At 64.6% G+C, this 19446-nt stretch carries 16 protein-coding genes and 1 pseudogene; 4 read left to right on the top strand and 13 right to left on the bottom strand.

Going from position 1 to position 19446, the window contains the following annotated elements:
* Positions 1 to 87: 87 nt before the first annotated feature.
* Together DNX69_RS05595 and DNX69_RS05600 are read right to left on the bottom strand one after the other, a co-directional pair.
* A pseudogene (locus DNX69_RS05595) lies at positions 88 to 591 on the bottom strand (autotransporter outer membrane beta-barrel domain-containing protein); the annotation flags it as partial.
* Between the two features lie 266 nt (positions 592 to 857).
* Positions 858 to 1172 (bottom strand): ArsR/SmtB family transcription factor, encoded by a 315-nt coding sequence (locus tag DNX69_RS05600; protein WP_110785030.1) that lies wholly within the window; start codon positions 1170 to 1172, stop codon positions 858 to 860.
* Between the two features lie 89 nt (positions 1173 to 1261).
* Here DNX69_RS05600 and DNX69_RS05605 point away from each other — a divergent pair, with 89 nt between their 5' ends.
* Positions 1262 to 2011, top strand: coding sequence for an SDR family NAD(P)-dependent oxidoreductase (locus DNX69_RS05605; RefSeq protein ID WP_110785031.1), 750 nt, complete (start codon positions 1262 to 1264; stop codon positions 2009 to 2011).
* A gap of 175 nt (positions 2012 to 2186) precedes the next feature.
* The gene (locus tag DNX69_RS05610; protein ID WP_110785032.1) at positions 2187 to 2441 is read left to right on the top strand and encodes a hypothetical protein; all 255 of its coding nucleotides are present in this window, start codon (positions 2187 to 2189) and stop codon (positions 2439 to 2441) included.
* 139 nt (positions 2442 to 2580) lie between these two features.
* On the opposite strand, the gene DNX69_RS05615 is transcribed toward DNX69_RS05610, so the two are convergent.
* Both DNX69_RS05615 and DNX69_RS05620 read right to left on the bottom strand, forming a co-directional pair.
* Positions 2581 to 2907 carry a hypothetical protein gene (locus tag DNX69_RS05615; RefSeq protein WP_110785033.1) on the bottom strand — a complete coding sequence of 109 codons (327 nt, stop codon included), beginning with the start codon at positions 2905 to 2907 and terminating at the stop codon, positions 2581 to 2583.
* Positions 2908 to 3058: 151 nt separating this feature from the next.
* Entirely contained in the window at positions 3059 to 4201 is a 1143-nt protein-coding gene (locus DNX69_RS05620) for a DUF2778 domain-containing protein (protein WP_425327294.1), read from the bottom strand.
* A 442-nt stretch (positions 4202 to 4643) separates the two neighbouring features.
* Here DNX69_RS05620 and cowN point away from each other — a divergent pair, with 442 nt between their 5' ends.
* Positions 4644 to 4922 (top strand): N(2)-fixation sustaining protein CowN, encoded by a 279-nt coding sequence (gene cowN, locus DNX69_RS05625; protein WP_110785034.1) that lies wholly within the window; start codon positions 4644 to 4646, stop codon positions 4920 to 4922.
* Between the two features lie 4 nt (positions 4923 to 4926).
* Here the strand turns inward: cowN and DNX69_RS05630 are convergent, their stop codons facing one another.
* From DNX69_RS05630 to DNX69_RS05660, 7 genes are all read right to left on the bottom strand, one after another.
* Complete coding sequence (locus DNX69_RS05630; RefSeq protein ID WP_110785035.1) at positions 4927 to 6633, bottom strand: IlvD/Edd family dehydratase; 1707 nt, start codon at positions 6631 to 6633, stop codon at positions 4927 to 4929.
* 84 nt (positions 6634 to 6717) lie between these two features.
* A complete protein-coding gene (locus DNX69_RS05635; protein ID WP_165825193.1) occupies positions 6718 to 7959 on the bottom strand; it encodes a GGDEF domain-containing protein in 1242 nt (413 codons plus the stop codon).
* Between the two features lie 569 nt (positions 7960 to 8528).
* Positions 8529 to 9959, bottom strand: coding sequence for an aldehyde dehydrogenase family protein (locus DNX69_RS05640; RefSeq protein ID WP_110785037.1), 1431 nt, complete (start codon positions 9957 to 9959; stop codon positions 8529 to 8531).
* A 245-nt stretch (positions 9960 to 10204) separates the two neighbouring features.
* The gene (locus DNX69_RS05645; protein WP_110785038.1) at positions 10205 to 12229 is read right to left on the bottom strand and encodes a putative bifunctional diguanylate cyclase/phosphodiesterase; all 2025 of its coding nucleotides are present in this window, start codon (positions 12227 to 12229) and stop codon (positions 10205 to 10207) included.
* A gap of 200 nt (positions 12230 to 12429) precedes the next feature.
* On the bottom strand, positions 12430 to 13374 hold the full coding sequence (locus DNX69_RS05650) for a DMT family transporter (protein ID WP_110785039.1): 945 nt from the start codon (positions 13372 to 13374) through the stop codon (positions 12430 to 12432).
* Between the two features lie 160 nt (positions 13375 to 13534).
* On the bottom strand, positions 13535 to 14368 hold the full coding sequence (locus DNX69_RS05655; RefSeq protein WP_207803117.1) for an aldo/keto reductase: 834 nt from the start codon (positions 14366 to 14368) through the stop codon (positions 13535 to 13537).
* Between the two features lie 30 nt (positions 14369 to 14398).
* Positions 14399 to 15307: an intradiol ring-cleavage dioxygenase gene (locus DNX69_RS05660; RefSeq protein ID WP_110785040.1), complete on the bottom strand. Its 909-nt coding sequence runs from the start codon at positions 15305 to 15307 to the stop codon at positions 14399 to 14401.
* Positions 15308 to 15535: 228 nt separating this feature from the next.
* On the opposite strand from DNX69_RS05660, the gene DNX69_RS05665 reads away from it, so the two are divergent.
* Positions 15536 to 16804, top strand: a complete 1269-nt coding sequence (locus tag DNX69_RS05665) for a serine hydrolase domain-containing protein (protein ID WP_110785121.1) — start codon at positions 15536 to 15538, stop codon at positions 16802 to 16804.
* Between the two features lie 105 nt (positions 16805 to 16909).
* Here the strand turns inward: DNX69_RS05665 and DNX69_RS05670 are convergent, their stop codons facing one another.
* The gene (locus DNX69_RS05670; protein ID WP_110785041.1) at positions 16910 to 18448 is read right to left on the bottom strand and encodes an AMP-binding protein; all 1539 of its coding nucleotides are present in this window, start codon (positions 18446 to 18448) and stop codon (positions 16910 to 16912) included.
* Between the two features lie 217 nt (positions 18449 to 18665).
* Positions 18666 to 19445 carry an enoyl-CoA hydratase/isomerase family protein gene (locus DNX69_RS05675; protein WP_110785042.1) on the bottom strand — a complete coding sequence of 260 codons (780 nt, stop codon included), beginning with the start codon at positions 19443 to 19445 and terminating at the stop codon, positions 18666 to 18668.
* Position 19446 lies beyond the last annotated feature (1 nt).

Raw genomic sequence — 19446 nt, forward strand, 5'->3', positions numbered from 1 at the left:
GCGAGCCGTGGAAACGGCAAGCAGTGGCTTGAGCAAAACGTCGTCCCGAGCCGCCATGGTGCCTCCAATTGATGAATCTTGTTGGTCTCACGCCCGCGGGTCGATCGGCCCGCAGCCGCACCAAGCGATGTTGAAATGTTCGTGCCGGATGTGTTTTCCGGAACGGTCGTCGACTTCATTCAGAACGTAGCCGACCTGGATGGAGTAGTTGACGCTGAGCGCGGTACCGAGCCCGGCTTCGACGTAGGCGAGGCAGGCGAACGGCTGCAGCGCGGCGCGGCCGAGGTCGAAGCTGTAGCCGACGTCGCCATCGACCTGCGTGTCGCGGGCGTTGTAATCTGCTGTCAGCCGGTCCGAGAAGCCAGTCGGCGCTACAGCGCGGCTCGACGACAGATTGTGCCAGGCGTGATTGGCGCCGAAGCTGACCGCCAGCGCGCTCGGGGCACGGCCGCCATTGACACCAACGCTGTAGGTATCGCCTGTCACCAAACCACAGCCGCCGTCGAGATTGATCGACGTCGAGCCGTAGCCGCCGACCACACCGAGCGGCAGCTTATTGAACAGCTCGCCGTCGGCGTCGAATACCACGCCGCCGACCTTGCGCTGGTTCGGGCCGCCATCGGGACCTCGTGCAGACGGTTCTTTTTGAACATTACCGTTTGTTTAACGAGGCACTTTCCGACAGGCAACAAAATACCGCCGGATGCACACTATCGCTGGGGATTTCCGGCGGCGCGCGCCATCGAATTTGCCGCCACGCGAGACGGCGGCGCGAACGTACCGAGCGTATTCACGAATCGTGCTGTTGGCTCGTGCTGTCGAGGCTGCAGACCACCGCATCCCGATTCCGCACCGCCTCACGCGTCCGCGTGCTTCAGGATCGCCTTGAGCAGCCCGGGGAACCGCGCATTGATGTCGGCCTCGCGCACCACGTTGCGATGTTCGACGCCCTTCTTGGTGGTCTGGATCAGGCCGGCGTCGCGCAGCACGCGAAAGTGGTTCGACAGCGTCGACTTCGGGATGTCGGGACATGGCGCCGCCGCGGTGCACGACAGGCAATCCCCCTCCTGCAGCAGCGACCTGACGATCCGCAGCCGCATCGGATCGGCCAGCGCTGCGAGCACGCCGGCCAGCGTGATGTCGTCGCGCGCGGGATGAACGAACTGCACCATGGAAAAAATATAGGGTCCCCCTTGATCTTGTTCAATAGTCCCATATTTCCGAACTATTGAACGAACAATTCCCAACGAACGGAACGATCATGACCAAGACTCTGCAAGGCAAGGTGGCGCTGGTGACCGGCGCGTCGAAGGGCATCGGCGCGGAGATCGCGCTGAAGCTCGCCGCCGACGGCGCGGCGGTCGCCGTGAACTATGCGTCGGACCAGAACGGCGCCGACGAAATCGTGCGTAAGATCACCGCGCAAGGCGGCAAGGCGATCGCGGTCGGTGGCAGCGTCGCCGATCCGAAAGCGGCGCAGGACATCGTCGACGCCACCGTCGCGGCGTTCGGCCCCATCGACGTGCTGGTCAACAATGCCGGCGTCTACGAGATGTTGCCGCTGGACGCGATCACGCCGGAGCATTTCCATCGCCAATTCGACGTCAACGTGCTCGGCCTGTTGCTGGTGACGCAAGCTGCGGCGCGCCGCTTCAACGACGGCGGCAGCATCGTCAACATCTCGTCGGGCGTGTCGACGATCGCGATGCCGAGCACCGCGGTGTACGGCGCTACTAAGGCATCCGTCGATCTGATCACAGCGGTGCTCGCCAAGGAGCTGGCGCCGCGCAAGATCCGCGTCAACGCGGTCAATCCCGGCATGGTGATCACTGAAGGCGTCAAAGCGGCCGGCTTCCAAGAGGCCGGGATGCGGCAGCAGGTCGAGGCGATCACGCCGCTCGGCCGCATCGGCGAAGCCGCCGAGATCGCAGCTGTCGTGGCCTTCCTCGCGTCGAACGGCGCGTCCTACGTCACCGGCGAAACCCTGCACGTCACCGGTGGGCTAAGATAAGCGCCGGCGGCTTCCGCCAACGAGACCGAGATCCGCTCGGCGCCGTCGTCAGCGCGGATGCGGCGACACATGCCACTCCTGCGCCAGTTTCGTCGCGCGCCGCTGCAACGAAACGCGGATTCGGCCGTTACATTCCGCCGGCCGTATTGGAACGTGCCGAAGAGGAGAATTGGATTTGAAGACACTCGTCCTGGGAGTCGCCGCCGCCAAGCTGCTCGGTCTGGGGGCGTTCGGTACGCCAGCTATCGCCGCGCCCGCGGCTTCGCACAGCGCCGCGATAGCGGCAGCCGCCATGACCGACGTCTCGGCCCAGCGCTACGTGGTTCGCAAGCGGGTCGTCCGCCGTGGCCCGCACTGCACCGTCCGCAAGGTGGTGACTCGCGGCCATCACGGCCGCCGTGTGGTTCGCACCACCCGCGTCTGCCGCTAACCAACACGACGTCAGGCGCTCGGCGCCAACTTCAATTCACGCGAGGAAGGCGGACACGAGGTTCGCCTTCCTCGTTCTCGGGAAAATTTCACGCATCCATCCGCAGGCGGAACGGCTTCGGCCTCACCGCAGGGCCGCCTCACCAGCGGTACCTGTCGCCCATCCGCCCTTCTTCATCGACCTGCTCGTAGTCACGGGCCGGGGGCTGACGCCGCACTGTACGCAGCGTCCGCTGCTGGGTCTTGGGCGGATTGAACACCACATAGCAAGCCGGGCTCAGCCGCGGTCCCGCCTCGCGCAGACAGCTCTCGATCCGCGAGGCATCAGGAATGAACTGGCCGCACAGGCGGAATGCGTCGGGCGTGCAAGCCTCGCGCTGCGCGGCCGTGCCCTGCTCCTGAGCGACGGCGGAGCCGCCAGCAGCGATTGTGAACGCGAACACGGCGGCGGACAGGCGTAAGGTCATGATCGATCTCCGTTTGATCGACCAAGTGCGAGGCCTACGAACTAGTTCCGCCAGAACCGTTCACGGATTGTGGAGAGGATGAAGAAAAGCGGGGATGCAGACATCCCGCTTCACCGGCCGTGCCGCTTCAGGATCAGTCGAACGCGGCCGATCAGGTCATGCTGCCGACGACCACCAGCCGCTTGACCTCGCCGCGCTTGAACGCCTGCAGGAACGCGCTGTAGTCCTTGAACGAGACGCAGCCGTTGGAGTCGCCGCGCGGACCGAGCATGTAGGTGTGGGCGAGCAGACCGGTGCGGCCGTAGATCACGTCCTCGCCGCCGACCGGATTGAGACGGATCGCGGCGACGCCGTGGAACAGCTTCTCGCGCATCTTCAGGTCGTAGATGTGCGGCGGGGTGGCGCCTTGCATCTTGACATTGACGTGGCGCGGATCGTCCATCCGGGCGCCGAGGCCGGAATGCGCCTCGAGCTTGGAGCCGTCCGGCATGTACACGACCTTGGCGCTGATGTCGTAGACCGCGGTGTAGCGGTCCTCGTCGGAAGGATTGAACGCGCTGTCGCGAACTTGACCGACGTCGAGGTCGCTGGTGTCAGCTGACGCATAGGCAAGCGCCGGGCTGTCGACTTTGCCGAACAGCTTCTCGAAGAAGCTCGACTTGTGGTTCTGGGCCGCCATCAGGATCGCCGCTTTGGCGCGGGCGACGAGAGCCTCGTGACTGTAGGGGTTGCGCGACGGATTGCGCGGAGTGACCGCGGCGACCGACTTGGCGCGCTGCGGCGGCAGCGGCACATTCATCGCTTCCTTGACCGGCGACGGCGGCGGCGCCACGCCGACCTTGGCGTCGTCCTCGGTCTGGGCGGCGACCGGCGTATTTTGTACCGGCTGTTTGAACCTGTCGGGCTGGAAGCCGAACGAATAGGAAGGATCGAGCAGAGCGTAATAGCGATGACCGGTCTTGGCGGGCTCGGAGGCCTCGACGCTGGCGGTGACCGGGACGTCGGCCGGATCTGCCGAGGCGACCTGAACGCCCTTCTCTTCCTGGCGCTTGAAAGCGGATTTCAGCGCCAGCGACGCCATGAGCTGCGGTGAAGCCTCGGCGGCGGCGGCGAGCGGTTCGAAGCGGGCGGAGAACGAGGTGCGTTCGATCGACGAACGGGTGCTCTGATCGTCACGCCACGAGCCGACGGTCGGATAGATACTGGCGCCGACGGTGTTGGCATAGACCGTCCAGACGCAACCGATCACCGGCAGCGCGATTCCGATCGCGCCGAGCGATTTCCGAAACCCCATGTAGCGGGCCCCACGTTGGTTGGACGGCCTTCGCCGTCCCGTGCCGACTGTCATTTCGCTCGCTTCCCGACTTTTCCCCATCGGTCCGCGGCGATCCAAGATACCGCATACAGATGTGGCAGAACAGAGGAGCGCGATTAAGGCGGGTTTTAGTTAAATGCAGTTTAAGCGGCCGAAAATGGAACCATGCGCCGCTATGGTTAACGCTTGGTTAGCACTCTCACGCCAGTTGATTTCGCCCCATAATCAATCGGTTAAGTCAACGGCGCAGAAGCTGGGTGGCCGTTTGGCCGGCCTCGGGCAGGCTTTCCCCGGGATACTACGGAACGACCTCCCCCTCCGAATGGCGGACCCGCGGCGCTTCGGCGCAGCCTGCGGCCGACTCACCCACCATGGCATATCGATTGCATCTGAGCCGCGTTCTTACGTTTTGAGGTCCGGAATGTCAGCTTCCTTCGATCGTTATGTCAGCTTCCAACACTGCGATTGGGAGGGTCGCTCCGAGCGGGTGATGCAGCGGCTGCAGCACCATGTCGACGCCGCAGAGAATCCGTTCTGGGCCTACTTCGCCCAGAAGCGCACCGAGCTGCGCGACAAGCAGGGCCTTGATGACCTGCGCATCCTGCACAACTATCTGCCAACGCTGCGCGAGTTGCTCGAAGACAACGGCGATCTCGAAACGCTCGCGATGCTGGAAGATCTTGAAGCCAATCTGATGTGACCAGCTACGCCCGGCGCCCCGCCGCGGTGAGAAAATCGAAGTCGCAGCCGTCGTCGGCCTGCAGCACCGCGTCGTGAAACAGCTGCGCGTAGCCGCGCTCCGGCCGCGTCGCGGCGGTCGACGGCAAGGCGGCGCGACGGCGTTCGAGTTCGGCCTCGTCGACCATAAGATCGATCCGGCGCGCGGCCACGTCGAGCGCGATGCGGTCGCCGGTCTGCACCAGCGCCAGCGGCCCGCCCTCGGCGCTTTCGGGGGTGATGTGCAGCACGATGGTGCCGAACGCGGTGCCGCTCATTCGCGCATCCGAAATCCGCACCATGTCCTTCACCCCTGCCCGCGCCAGCTTCAGCGGGATCGGAAGATAGCCGGCCTCCGGCATGCCCGGCGCCCCCTTGGGCCCGGCATTGCGCAGCACCAGCACGTCGTCGGCCGAAACGTCGAGATCGGGATCGTCGATCCGCCGCGCCATGTCTTCCAGCGTCTCGAACACCACCGCCCGTCCGGTGTGCTGCATCAGGCCGGGCGATGCGGCAGCGTGTTTGATCAGCGCGCCGCGCGGCGCCAGATTGCCACGCAGCACCGCGAGCCCGCCCTCGCGGCGGATCGGATTGTCGCGCGAGCGGATCACGTCCTGGCCCGGCACGTCTTCGGCCTGCGCCACCACCTCGCGCAGCGTGGTCCCCGCCACGGTTGCGGCGTCGAGATCGATCAGGTCGCCGAGCTGTGCCACCAGCTTCGGCACGCCGCCGGCATGATGGAAATGCTCCATGTAGTGGGCGCCGGACGGCTTCAGATCGACCAGAACCGGCACCTCGCGGCCGACCCCGTCGAAGGCGTCGAGCTCGATCCGGTGCGGCACACGGCCGGCGATCGCGGTGAGATGGATCAGCCCGTTGGTCGAGCCGCCGATCGCCTGCAGCACCACCTGCGCGTTGCGGAACGCGGCGGGCGTCAGGATCTCGCTCGGACGCGGCCCCTTGGCCTTGGCCATGGCAGCGGCGACGCGGCCAGATGCCTCGGCGGAGCGAAACCGCTCGGCATGCGGCGCCGGAATCGTCGCGCTCATCGGCAGCGACAACCCCATCGCCTCGATCATGCAAGCCATCGTCGAGGCCGTGCCCATCACCATGCAGGTGCCGACCGACGGCGCCAACCGTCCGTTGACCGCTTCGATCTCGGCATCGTCGATCTCCCCGGCGCGATACTTCCCCCACAGCCGCCGGCAATCGGTGCATGCGCCCAGCACCTCGCCCTTGTGATGGCCGACCACCATCGGGCCGACCGGGATCACGACCGTCGGCAGATCAGCCGACACCGCGGCCATCACCTGCGCCGGCAGCGTCTTGTCGCAGCCGCCGATCACCACCACCGCATCCATCGGCTGGGCGCGGATCATCTCCTCGGTGTCCATCGCCATCAGGTTGCGCAGATACATCGAGGTCGGATGCGCGAAGCTCTCGGCGATCGAGATGGTCGGAAACACCATCGGCATCGCGCCGGCCAGCATCACCCCGCGTTTCACCGCCTCGATGATCTGCGGCGCGTTGCCGTGGCAGGGATTGTAGTCGCTGTGGGTGTTGGTGATGCCGACGATCGGCCGGTCGAGCGCATCGTCCGAATAGCCCATCGCCTTGATGAAGGCCTTACGGAGAAACAGCGAAAATCCGGCGTCGCCGTAAGCAGTCAGTCCCTTGCGCAATCCGTCGGCCATTCTGTCGTCCTGTGCCCGTTTCGGCTCAGTTACGAACTGCCGCGTTTCGCTGTCAATCGGCATGCGGCTCCGGCTGAAGCGGCGCTAGGCCAGGTGGCGAAGCGCCGGGCGGGCGGCGGCGCCATGTTTGACGCAGTTGCGGCCGCTCTGCTTTGCCAGATAGAGACCATTGTCGGCTGCTTCGATGAGCGCGTGCGGCAACGTCGTCGTTCCGGAAAAAGCGATGCCGACGCCGATACTCACCGTCGGGCGCACGTCCAATCTCGGCAGACCGGCGAGATCCATCATTTCGACCGCGCGCCGGATGCGTTCCGCCATCACCAGCGCAGTGGCCGTATCCATCACCGGCAAGATTGCGGCAAACTCTTCCCCGCCATAACGCGCGACAAAATCGCCACTCCTGCTTGCGACGCTTCTGATCGTGTTGGCCACCAGTTTCAGGCATTGGTCGCCGATCAAATGCCCGTAAGTGTCGTTGAACCGTTTGAAGTGATCGACGTCGATCAGAAGCAGGGCCAATGCGTTGCCGCCGCTGGCTTGGCACTTCAGGCAACGCTCCAGCTTGTTGTCGAAATCCCGCCGGTTACTGACGCCGGTCAGACCATCGGTGAGCGCGAATGCCGAGAGCTGGGTGTTCAGCGATGCGAGATTCGCATTATAGTCTGTCACCTGCGTCAGCAACCGTCGCCGGTCGTAGTCGGCTTTGAGCATTTTCCGACGCAGCGCGACCAATTCCATGACGAAGCTGATCTGGTACCACAAGTAGAGAGCACAGAACGGAATCGCGATCGCGATTCCGAACACCGTTGTCGCGATGCCGACCAGCCCCAGAACAATGCTGATATGGAGGATCACGACGGACGGCATCGCATAAGCGCGCGCGCTGGCGCCCTGAACCGGCGCGCAGATCAGCGCAAAAACCGCGAACAAGGGCAACCCTTGGGTGGTGAAGATGAGGATCGACAGACTGGAGCCCCATCCAAGCGCCGCGACGAAGCTCATGATCGCGAACAGCCGAATCCAGGTGGAGACCCGCGCGTCCGGTCCGCGCATGCGAAAGCGGTGGGCCAGGAACAGCCGCAGCAACAATGTCGGCCCGACGACGGCAACTGCCGCAAATGAAGCCAGCGAGTTTTGCGAGTACCAATTGTAACAAGCGGTGATCGTGATCGCCGTCGCCGTCAGGGCATGCGCGAACGGGCTGAATAGCCCTTCCAGCATTTCCCACGCTTGCTCTTCCGTCGTGTAATCGGAACCTATCAATCCGGCAGCGGACGACATCAACCGACGTGCAGCGGCCATGCGGCTGCGAAGATAATCGACCATCATACAGAAGCCCGCCGCGTCATTCCCGAATACGCTCGCCCGATCGGTCGGCACAATGGCGGGAATTTCTAAACGGCGGCAGAACTCAATTTTAACCGTTACGGCTATTCTGAATCGAGCGTTAAGCGAAACAATGCAAATTGATCCATCGGTGCGCGACGCCGGTCTTGCTCACCGAACCGATCAAATTTCGGACACGAAAACGGCCGTGGGAAACTGCTAATCGCCCGCCGATCGGTGCCTCATGCTATCATTGCCGCGACGCAGAGCGCGACAAAGACAGCGATCCCTCCGAGTGCGATCGTGAGAAATTGCTTGCGATGCTCATTGGTGACCAATGAGGACATGAAGTGCCTCTGCTGCGAGCGGCCAAGAAACACATCGGACCGCGTCCCTGATTCACGCGACTGACGCGACGTTTCTAGCTGCCGTGTAACGCAGCGCCTACTCGGTCGATTACCGGCACCGCCGACCTTGTCCAGCCCGACGCCCATGGCCTACAAATAGAAAGCGCCGGAACGAACGACCGTTCCGGCGCTGAAGCGGTTGCGAAAATGGCTCGACCGGCCTTACGCCGCGTTGAAGCCGGCGATCGCTTTCACCTCGAGATATTCTTCGAAGCCGAACTTGCCCCATTCACGGCCATTGCCGGACTGCTTGTAGCCACCGAACGGAGCGGTGCGCTCGTTCGGCATGCCCTGCAGGTTGACGTTGCCGGCGCGGATCTTTCGGCCCACCGCGCGGGCGCGGTCGACCGAGCCGGCAGAGACGTAGCCGGCCAGACCATAGGGCGTGTCGTTGGCGAGTTCGACCGCTTCGTTCTCGTCCTTGGCGCCCATGATCACCAGCACCGGCCCGAAGATCTCTTCGCGCGCGATGGTCATGTCCTTGGTGACGTCGGCGAACACCGTCGGGCGCACATAGAAGCCCTTGTTGACGCCTTCCGGCAGGCCGGGGCCGCCGGCAACCAGGGTGGCGCCTTCTTCGATGCCCTTGTTGATCAACGCCTGGATCTTGTCCCACTGGATGCGGTTGACCACCGGACCGATCGTGGTGCCTTCGGCGCGCGGATCGCCAGCCTTGGTCTTGTCGGCGACGCCCTTGGCGATCGCCGCGACCTCCTTCATCTTCGACAGCGGCACGATCATCCGGCTCGGCGCGTTGCACGACTGGCCGGAGTTGTTGAACATGTGCATCACGCCGCCGGTCACCGCCTTGGTCAGGTCGGCATCCTCCAGGATCACGTTCGGCGATTTGCCGCCGAGCTCCTGGCTGACGCGCTTCACCGTCGGTGCGGCGCGCTGGGCGACGTCGATGCCGGCGCGGGTCGAGCCGGTGAACGAGATCATGTCGATGTCACGATGCTCGCTCATCGCCGCACCTACCTCCGGACCGAGGCCGTTGACGAGGTTGAACACGCCCTTCGGCACACCGGCTTCGTGCAGGATCTCGGCGAAGATCAGCGCCGAGGTCGGGGTGAATTCGCTCGGCTTCAAAATCATCGTACAGCCGGCGGCGATCGCGGGAGCGACCTTGCAGGCGATCTGATTGAGCGGCCAATTCCACGGCGTGATCATGCCGATGACGCCGATCGGCTCGCGCACGATCATCGCCGAGCCCATCGGCTCCTCGAACTGATAGTTCTTCAAGACGTCGAGGGTCGACATGATGTGGCCGAGGCCGGCGCCGGCCTGCATCTTCTCGGCCATCGGCAGCGGCGCGCCCATCTCGTCCGAGATCGCAGCGCCGATCTCCTTCATCCGGCTCTTGTAGACCGCGATGATCTTTTCGAGCAGCGCGACGCGCTCCTCGCGGCTGGTCACCGAGAACGTCTCGAACGCACGCTTGGCAGCGGCGACCGCCTTGTCGACATCGGCCTTGGAGCCGAGCGCAACCTCATACATCGCCTCTTCGGTGGCGGGATTGACGACCGGCGTCGACTTGTTGACGACGGGATCGACCCAGGCGCCATCGATGTAGAACTGCATGCGGTTGACCATCGGAACCTCTTGCTTAATCGCGGGTGGTTGGTGGTGAGTTTGCTCGGGATCGGCGCCGTCGCGCGAGGCCCTCGCCTCGGTGCGAAGGGTCCGGATTGGACCACCGCCATATGCGGGAACGGCATATAAAATCACCGGAGCCAGCGTCGCAAGGCATCCGCGCACAATTGCACGTGTGCGCGGTGCAACGCGAATGGCCTTCTACCACTTGGCGGAAATTGCTCGAATCTTGCTGCAACGCAGCATCAACCGGCCTTCGCCAGCACCGGCTGGCTCGCGGCTTCGCCGCCGATGTGATGGCGGTAATGCTCGATCGGCTGCGGTCGACCGATCAGATAGCCCTGCACCTCGTCGCAGCCGGCCCGAGCCAGGAACGCCAGCTGCTTCTCGGTCTCGACGCCCTCGGCGATCACCGGCAGCTTCAACGTGCGCGCCAGACTGAGGATCGCTTCGACGATTGCGGCGGATTCCGGATTGGTCTCCAGCTTGCGGGTGAAGGCCTGATCGATCTTGATCTTGTCGAACGGAAACGACTGCAGATAAGACAGCGACGAATAGCCGGCGCCGAAATCATCCATCGCGACGCGCACGCCGAGATCCTTGATCTTGCGCAGGATTGCGATCGCACCGGCGAAGTCTTCGATCAGTACACCTTCGGTGATCTCGACCTCGAGCCGCGAGGCCTGAAGCCCGGTCTCCAGCAGGATCTGCAGGATCAGCGCCGGTAAGTCGAAGCGGCGGAAATCGAGCGGCGAGAAGTTGACGGCGATTGCCAGCGGATTTGCCCACGACGCAGCCTCCGCGCAGACGCTGCGCAGCACCCATTCGTCGATCGGACCGATCTGCCCGGTTTCTTCCGCGAGCGGCACGAACAGCGCCGGCGACACCATGCCGCGCTCGGGATGGCGCCAGCGCAGCAGCGCTTCGAAGCCGATGACGTCACCAGACGTAGTGGCTTGCGGTTGATAGTGGATTTCGAACTGCCGCTGCTCCAGCGCCACGGCCAATTCACGCTGCAGGGCGCGCTTCTCGCGGATCTGCAGATCCATTGCCGGCTCGAACAGACAAACCGTGCCACGCTGCTCGCTCTTGGCGCGATACAGCGCCACGTCGGCATGGGCGACCAGCGTGTCGGCATCGTCGCCGTCACGCGGATAGACGCTGACGCCGGCGGTCGCACCGACCCGGATGCGGTGGCCGTCGACATCGAACTCGCTGTCGCAGAGCTCGGCTAGCCGCCGGCACACGTCCTCAATCGAATCCGCAGCGGCATCGGGAGAGGTGACGATCGAGAACTCGTCACCACCCGGTCGAGCCAAGAAACCCCAGTGGCACACGTCGGCAAGGCGGTGCGCCATCTCGGCCAACACCGCGTCGCCGGTGGTCTGGCCGAACACGTCGTTGATCTCCTTGAACCGGTCGATGCCGAGCTTGATCACCGCGAAGCTGGCATTGCCGCTGCAGGCGAGGTCGAGGTTTTTGACGATCCGCTCGTTGAAGGCGGCACGGTTTGGCAGGCCGGTGGCAATGTCGTGCAGTGCCAGATAGGCGAAGCGCTGCTCGGCCTGCTGACGATCGGAGACATCTTCGTGTCTGGACAGCCAGCCGCCATTCGGCAGCCCCTGCAGACTGATCCTGATGTGCCGGCCGCCCCGGAGTTCGACGACCGCATGGGCGCGGCCACCGTTCATCGCGACGATCTTCAGTTCTTCAAGTTGGCTGGGCGCCAATATTTCGTTGCCGGCCGCGCGAAGAATCCGGCGAACTTCTTTGAGGGTCTGCCCGACCGCCAGCTGGCCGGGCGGAACCGCATAGAGGTCGAGAAATGCTTCGTTCCAGAGCTGCAACCGGCCGCCCGCGTCGAACAGATTGAGGCCGAGCGTATCGTCGTTCACCAATGCATTGACGACCATGTCACGCTCGGCGAGCGTCAGGTGACTGCTGCGGCGGGCGATCGAGTTCAGCCATATCGCAATCGATGCCAGTGCCGTCATCGCCGCGACCGCAGCCGCCATCAGCACCAGCGCGACGGTGCGCATCGCCGTCACTTCGGCCGCGGCGAGAGGCAAAAGCAGCGCAGTCGCACCAGCCGCGATCGCTGCAACGGAGCAACCGGTCGCCACGATCCAGCTGCGGCGGCCGTGTTCGCCAGCGATCCGGATCCTGCGCAGCCCACCACAAGTCGCGGCCGCACCAAGCAGACACAGCATCGCGGCGAGAGCGGCCATCCACCAAACGTGGCCTTCGAGTGTGGAGAGATATTCGATCATGCGTTCATCAGACCTGCTGCCGCTTCGCAGTCTGACGTCGTCGCTTTGCGCATTGATTAAAGCGGAAACAGAATTACCGGCTGCGGCGGGGCCAATCGCCGCTCTCCCGCCCAATAATCAGCAATTGGTGATTACTTATACGTGCATCCGATGATCAACACCAACGAACGGTCGAGTTCGGTCAGGAGCTGACGTCTGCCTTACGGGCTCGGATACGGCTCCGCAGGCATCGCGATCTGCTTGCGGCGCAGCCTTTCGCGGTGCGCCGTGTAGATGCCGCTGCCGATGATCACCGCGGCGCCCACGAAGGTCCACAAGTCCGGGACCTCCCCGAACACGCCGAAACCGAGCACCGTCACCCAGACCAATTGGCTGTAAGTGAACGGCGCCAGCACCGAGGCATCGGCATAGCGATAGGCCAGCACCACCACCCACTGCCCCATGGTCGAGGCCAGGCCGACCAAGAGGCCAATGCCGATGTCGTGCCAGCTCAGCGTCACCCACACGAACGGCACCAGCGCGCTGAGCGTGATGAAGCCGAGCAGCGCCGAGAACGACATCGTCACGATGGCACGATCGGCCCCGCTGATCATCCGGGTCAATGTCAACGTCAACGCCCAGGCCAGCGCCGACAGGATCGGCAGCACCACCGCCGGGTTGAACGTGGCCGAGCCCGGCCGGATCACGATCAGCACGCCGACCAGACCGACCAGCGTCGCCACCCAGCGGCGGATGCCGACGTGCTCGCTGAGCAGCGGGATCGACAACGCGGTGACGAACAGCGGCGCCACGAACGAGGTCGCCGACGCCTCGGCGATCGGGAGGAATTGCAGGCCGGTGATGAACAGCACCGACGACGCCACCAGCGCCAGCGCCCGCAGCACCTGCAATTTCGGCCGCACCGAGCGCAGCGGCGATTCCTTGGAGGCAAGCGCCACCGGGATCATGATCAGCAGAAACACCAGGAACCGGATCCAGCCGATCTCGATCGGCGGCAGCGTCCGGCCGAGATACTTCGCCAGCGTGTCGGAACAGGCGAGAAACACCGTCGAGCCGATGATCAGCGCGATACCGCGCAGCGGATGGTCGGCATGGCGATGGGTGAGCCGGCGCACGGCGTCGTTGCTTGGCGAAGTGACGGTCAAGGCTTGAGCCGTTTCGAAAAAAAGATGCTGGGGGATGGCAGCGGACGAAACGCGTCCGCGCGACGCCGTCCCATCAACTAACAATCCGACAAAACGATGTTCGCCGCGCCGGCACAAGTGCCGAAATTGCGGTCCGGTCATGCGGCGGCTGGCGCGCCGCTCACAGCATCGGCAGGCTGGCCGGCTCCGGGCCGAGCGGACAGGCCTGATCGATTGCATCGATCTCGTCGTCGCTGAGCCGCAGCGCCAAAGCCGCCGCATTGTCCGCCGCATGGGCGGGCGTGCCGGCCTTCGGGATCGCGAACACCGAGCGCCGCCGGGTCAGAAACGCCAGCGCCACCTGGCGCGGGGTGGCACCATGACCGTCGGCGATCCGCTGCAGCAGCCGGCCCACCGCGCTGCGCGGCGACGGAAACTCGTCGTGCCCGAACGGCGAATAGGCGGTGACCGCGACGCCGTGCGCCTCGCACCACGGGATCACCGCGTGCTCGATCGCCCGTTCGAGCAAGTGATACAGCACCTGATTGCAAGCGATCTTGCCATCTCCGGCAATCCGGTGCAGCTCGCGCAAGTCCCCGGCGTCGAAATTGCTGACACCCCAGGACAGAATCTTGCCGGCGGCAACCAGCTCCTCGAACGCCGCGACGGTCTCGCTGAGTTGATAATGGCCGCGCCAATGCAGCAGATAGCAGTCGAGCCGGTCGGTGCCGAGCCGCGTCAGCGATCTCTCGCAGGCGGCGATGGTGCCGCGGCGCGAGGCGTTGCTCGGTAACACTTTCGAAACCAAGAACACTTCGTCGCGCCGGCCGGCGACCGCCTCGGCGACCAGCGGCTCGGCGTCTCCATACATCTCGGCGGTGTCGATGTGCGTCAGGCCGAGATCGAGGCCGCGCCGTAGCGCGGCGATCGCCGACGCGCGGTCACCCCGGTCGATATACCAGGTGCCCTGCCCGATCGGCGCGAGGCTCGGCCCCATCCGGCCGAATCTGCGCATGTCCCCAGTCACCATCCACTCCCATCACGGTCACGCCGTGCTCGCCGCCATCATCGGCCGCGGCGCGGCGCCTTGACCCGGCTTTAGCCGGAATTCGTAGGTCATCAAATGCCAGGATCCCGAGGCCGCACGGCCATCGGGCAACACCGGATCCTCGCGCAATTCCACGTTCGAAATCAGCTCGTCCTTGACCCCAAACACCACGTCGGATTCCAGATATTTATCACCTTCGATGAAAACATGGGTGACCAGCGGCTCGAAGCCAGGGGCGCTGACCAGAAAATGCACATGCGCCGGCCGCATCGGATGACGCCGCGCCGCCAGGATCAGATCGCCGACCGGTCCATCGATCGGGATCGGATAGCTGCACGGCAGGATGGAGTGGAACGAAAACCGGCCGTCGGCGTCGGTGGTGAACCGCGCCCGCAGCGATGCTCCATCCTCGGCATAGCCGGGCTTCTGGGAGTCGTAGAAGCCGTCGTCGTCGGCGTGCCAGACATCGACCGACGCCTGCGCGATCGGGGCCCCGTCGAGATCGGTGACGCGGGCCGCGACGTACATCTGCTCGCCTTCGACACCTGCGGAAATATCAGCGCCGTGCGGCATCTGCTTGTGCTCGCCAACATAGAACGGCCCGAGCACGGTGGTCTGCGTCGCGCCGGCGCGGTCGCGGTGGTTGACGGCATCGACCAACATCGACACCCCGAGTACGTCCGACAGCAGGATGAACTCCTGCCGGTTCGGGGAACATTTCTGTCCGGTCCGGGTGAGGAAATCGATCGCCTTCTCCCACTCCTCGAAGGTCAACCCGGTGCGGCGGACGTAATCGTGCAGCGAGCGCACCAGCTCGCGCATCAGCAGCTTCATGCGCGGATCGGTGGTTTCGTCGAAGCTCTTGACGACCGCCTCGGTGAGGTCGGTCTCGTCGAATTGAGGCATGTCCCGCTCAGATGTCGTTGGAGAGGCGGCGACGGTACACCATGCTTCCCGCCATGGTAAGCGCGAGCACGGAAGTCCGGTATGCACGAGAGGCGAAACGCCCGCATCGCCGCTGCGCATCCTGCCGATAGAACGCCTCACGTTTTTCCGATATCACAGACGCCACAGCGAGACGACACGAATCCGGGACCGTCAACCGGGCGGTCCGCGATGTTCAGGAGCGAAGCGATGCCCAGCCAATCCGCACCAGCCCAAAACGCAACGCCGGCGACCGGCTCGGCCACCAGCGCCGGGATGTCCGAGGCCGCGCTGCGCCGGATCGACGATCATTTGCAGCGGATCTATCTTGATCCCGGCAAGCTACCCGGCACCCAGACCCTGGTGTATCGCCGCGGCCAGATCGTGTACCAATCCTCGCTCGGTTTCGCCGACGTCGAGCGCAAGGTCGCGGTGCGCGACGACACCATCTTCCGCATCTATTCGATGACCAAGCCGATCACCTCGGTGGCATTGATGATGCTTTTCGAGGAAGGCAGGGTGCAGCTCGATGATCCGGTCGCGAAATATATTCCGCAATGGGCAAATCTCGGCGTGTTCCAGGCCGGCATCCCGCCCTACTTCCTGACCAAGCCACCGGCGCGGCCGATGCAGGTGGTCGACCTGCTGCGCCACACCTCCGGCCTGACCTACGGCTTCCAGAACCGCACCAACATCGACGCCGCCTATCGCGACAAGGGCATCGGCGCATTCGAGAAGGCCGGCACGCTGGATTCATGGATCGCCGACCTGGGGCAGATCCCACTGGAATTTTCGCCCGGAGAAGCGTGGAATTATTCGGTGTCGACCGACGTCGTCGGCTACATCGTGCAGAAGATCAGCGGCATGCCGTTCGAGCAGTTCGTCAAGCAGCGCATTCTCGATCCGCTCGGCATGACCGACACCGACTTCCACGTCCCGGCCGCCAAGGCGCAGCGGCTCGCCGCCTGCTACACCGCGGACGGCAAAGGCGGGATGACGCTGTCGGACGATCCTGAGACATCGAGCTTCCAGAGCCCACCCGCGCTGATCTCCGGCGGTGGCGGCCTGGTGTCGACCACCGCCGACTATCTCACCTTCTGCCGCGCGCTTCTGAACGGCGGCGAACTCGGCGGCGTTAGGCTGCTCGGGCCGAAGACGCTGAAGCTGATGACCAGCAATCATTTGCCCGGCAACCGCGATCTCACCCAGATGTCGCTATCGATGTTCTCCGAAGCCACCAATGCCGGCATCGGCTTCGGCCTCGGCTTCGCCGTCAACATGAACCCGGCGCTGACCCTGCTGCCGGGCTCGGCCGGCGAATTCTATTGGGGCGGCGCCGCCTCGACCGCGTTCTGGATCGATCCCGCCGAGGAGCTGATCACCATCTTCATGACCCAGCTGATCCCCTCCAGCGCCTACCCGATCCGCCGCGAGCTGCGTACGTTGGTGTACAGCGCAATCACGGAGAGCAACGCGTAAGGGCGCAGCGTCCCCGCATCTCCGCGACGTCATTCCGGGGCGCGAACGCAGTTCGCGAACCCGGAATGACGCCGATGGACGACGATCTCGCGATGGCGCGGCCCGTCAGATCTTGCGCTCCCGCCCCTGCCAGAACGGATCGCGCACCGCGCGGCGCAGCAGCTTGCCGACCGGGCTCTTCGGCACCTCGTCAATGAAGCGGACCTGCTTCGGCACCTTGTAGCTCGCCACCCGCTCGCGCGCGAAGGCGATCAATTCTGCCTCCTCGGCGCTGGCGCCGACGCGCAGCGCCACGAAGGCCGCAACGCTCTCGCCCCATTTGTCGTCCGGCAGCCCGACCACCACCACCTCGCGCACCGCCGGATGTGCCGCAAGCGCGTCCTCGACCTCGCGCGGATAGACGTTGTAGCCGCCCGACACGATCATGTCAGAGGTGCGGTCGACCAAATATAGATAGCCGTCCGCGTCGAACCGGCCGACGTCGCGGGTGCGCAGCCAGCCGCCCGGCAGAAACATCTGCGCGTTCAGCTCCGGCGCGTTGTAATAGCCCTTCATCGCGAACGGGGTGCGCAGCGCGATCTCGCCGGCCTCACCGGGCGCCACCTCCACGCCGGCTTCATCGACCAGTCTGACCTCGCAATCGATCGACGGCCGACCGCAGGAGGCGAGCCGCTGCTCTGCCTTCGGTCCGACGTGATCCGCTTTCGTCAGGTGGGTGATGAAGATCGGCGCTTCGGACTGGCCGTAATATTGCGCGAACCGCGGCCCCCACAGCTTCAGCGCCCGCTGCATCACCGGCCGCGGCATCGGCGAGGCGCCATAGATGATCGACGTCACGCTGGAGAAATCCGCCTGCTCGATGCCGGGATGGTCGAGCAGCATGCCGATCATGGTCGGCACCAGATTGAGCGCAGTCGGCTTCCAGCGCTCGACGGCGTCCAGATAGCTCGCCGGCGTGAATCCCGGCAGCACCGCGGCGACGCCGCCGCGCAGCCAATACGGCACGATGAAGCAGCCCGAGGCGTGGATCATCGAGGCGGCGTGCAGCATCACGTCGCCCTCGCCGACCTCCAGGTTGATCAGCACGTTGGTGGCCATCGCCGCCCAGCTCGCCTGGGTGTGCTCGACCGCCTTGAGCTTGCCGGTGGTGCCGGAGGTGAAGATCGTGATGACGATGTCGTCCGGCTCGCAGCACCGCGCCGGCGGCGCATCCGGCTGCGCCTGAGCGAGCTGCAGCAGATCGTCGGCATCCGCGCTGCCGATGCTGATCAGCTTCAAACCCTGCATCGCCTGCGCCAGTTCGCGGGCCCGCTCGGTCAGGTCGGTGCCGTGGATCAGAATCGAGACACCCGCGCCTTCCAGCATCTGCTGCTGCTCGACCAGCGACAGCCGCGAGTTCAGCGGCACCCGCGACAGCCGCGATTTGACGAAGCCGAAATCGATCGGCAGCGTGTAGATCGAATTGTTCAGCAGCATGCCGACCCGGCTGCCGACCTTGAGCTTCAACGTATCGATGAACACGTTGGCGATCCGGTTCGACAACAGGTCGACTTCGGTGAAGGTCATGCGCTGATCGCCGAACATCACCGCCGTCTTCGGGCCGTGATACACCGCCCCGCGCCGGATCATCTCGGATGCCAGCATCGTGGTCCCTCCCTCGCTTCGCGCCCGCCGCTTGCTGCGGCGTGGCTTCTATTCAATCATCCTATCCACTCGTCATTCCGGGGCGCGAGCGACAGCTCGCGAACCCGGAATCTCGATGTTCAAGGCACCGCCGAGATTCCGGGTTCGCTCACTTCGTGAGCGCCCCGGAATGACTCGAGGAGAGGTTGTGCGCCCCCTGAATGACCGCCTGCGGCCATTACTTCCCCGGCCACACCGGTTTGCGCTTCTCGGCGAACGCGGTCAGCCCCTCCTTGGCGTCCTCGGTCATCGCCAAGAGTGCGATCTGGCTTTCTGTGTAGGCGATGCTCTCGTCGAACGACATCGCGGCGATCGCGCGCATCGCGTATTTGCCACGTCGGATCGCGGTCGGCGATTTGTCGGTCAGCCGCTTCACCAGCCAGTCGACCTTGGCGTCGAGTTCGGCCGCCGGCACCACATAGTTGAGCAGTCCGGCCTCTCGCGCCGTCGCCGCATCGAACGGCTCGCCGGTCAACGCCCATTCGGCGATCAGCCGGCGCGGCGCGATGTCCTGCAGCAGGCTCATCACCTGCATCGGGAACACGCCGACCTTCACCTCCGGCAGGCCGAACACGACGTTGTCGGCGGCAACCGCCATGTCGGTCATGCACAGCAGCCCCATGCCGCCGGCCATGCAGGTGCCGTTGACGCGGGCGATCGACGGCTTGGTCGAATTCTGCGCCAGCCGCAGCAGGTCTGCGTAGTCGACATTCGGCTTGGAGAAATCGAACGAGAACGCCGCACCGGTCGATTGCAGGTCGGCGCCGGCGCAGAACGCCTTGTCGCCGGCGCCGGTGAGCACGATCACCCGCACCTCGGCGTCGTCATGCGCCTGCTTCCATCCGCGTGTGATCCCCTCGACCACGCCGGCGTTGATGGCGTTACGCTTGTCGGGACGATTGATTGTGATCCACAGCGCATTGTCGCGCTTGTCGATGATCACGGCGTCGTTGCTCATG

Origin of the sequence: Rhodopseudomonas palustris, from assembly GCF_003226555.1 — a bacterium.
GTDB lineage: Bacteria > Pseudomonadota > Alphaproteobacteria > Rhizobiales > Xanthobacteraceae > Rhodopseudomonas > Rhodopseudomonas palustris_I.

Excerpts from the sequence above, each read along its gene's own strand:
- DNX69_RS05600 (WP_110785030.1), bottom strand. The coding sequence starts at position 1,172 with ATGGTGCAGTTCGTTCATCCCGCGCGCGACGACATCACGCTGGCCGGC.
- DNX69_RS05605 (WP_110785031.1), top strand. The coding sequence starts at position 1,262 with ATGACCAAGACTCTGCAAGGCAAGGTGGCGCTGGTGACCGGCGCGTCG.
- DNX69_RS05615 (WP_110785033.1), bottom strand. The coding sequence starts at position 2,907 with ATGACCTTACGCCTGTCCGCCGCCGTGTTCGCGTTCACAATCGCTGCT.
- DNX69_RS05620 (WP_425327294.1), bottom strand. The coding sequence starts at position 4,201 with ATGGGGTTTCGGAAATCGCTCGGCGCGATCGGAATCGCGCTGCCGGTG.
- cowN (WP_110785034.1), top strand. The coding sequence starts at position 4,644 with ATGTCAGCTTCCTTCGATCGTTATGTCAGCTTCCAACACTGCGATTGG.
- DNX69_RS05630 (WP_110785035.1), bottom strand. The coding sequence starts at position 6,633 with ATGGCCGACGGATTGCGCAAGGGACTGACTGCTTACGGCGACGCCGGA.
- DNX69_RS05635 (WP_165825193.1), bottom strand. The coding sequence starts at position 7,959 with ATGGTCGATTATCTTCGCAGCCGCATGGCCGCTGCACGTCGGTTGATG.
- DNX69_RS05640 (WP_110785037.1), bottom strand. The coding sequence starts at position 9,959 with ATGGTCAACCGCATGCAGTTCTACATCGATGGCGCCTGGGTCGATCCC.
- DNX69_RS05645 (WP_110785038.1), bottom strand. The coding sequence starts at position 12,229 with ATGATCGAATATCTCTCCACACTCGAAGGCCACGTTTGGTGGATGGCC.
- DNX69_RS05655 (WP_207803117.1), bottom strand. The coding sequence starts at position 14,368 with ATGCGCAGATTCGGCCGGATGGGGCCGAGCCTCGCGCCGATCGGGCAG.
- DNX69_RS05660 (WP_110785040.1), bottom strand. The coding sequence starts at position 15,307 with ATGCCTCAATTCGACGAGACCGACCTCACCGAGGCGGTCGTCAAGAGC.
- DNX69_RS05665 (WP_110785121.1), top strand. The coding sequence starts at position 15,536 with ATGCCCAGCCAATCCGCACCAGCCCAAAACGCAACGCCGGCGACCGGC.
- DNX69_RS05670 (WP_110785041.1), bottom strand. The coding sequence starts at position 18,448 with ATGCTGGCATCCGAGATGATCCGGCGCGGGGCGGTGTATCACGGCCCG.
- DNX69_RS05675 (WP_110785042.1), bottom strand. The coding sequence starts at position 19,445 with ATGAGCAACGACGCCGTGATCATCGACAAGCGCGACAATGCGCTGTGG.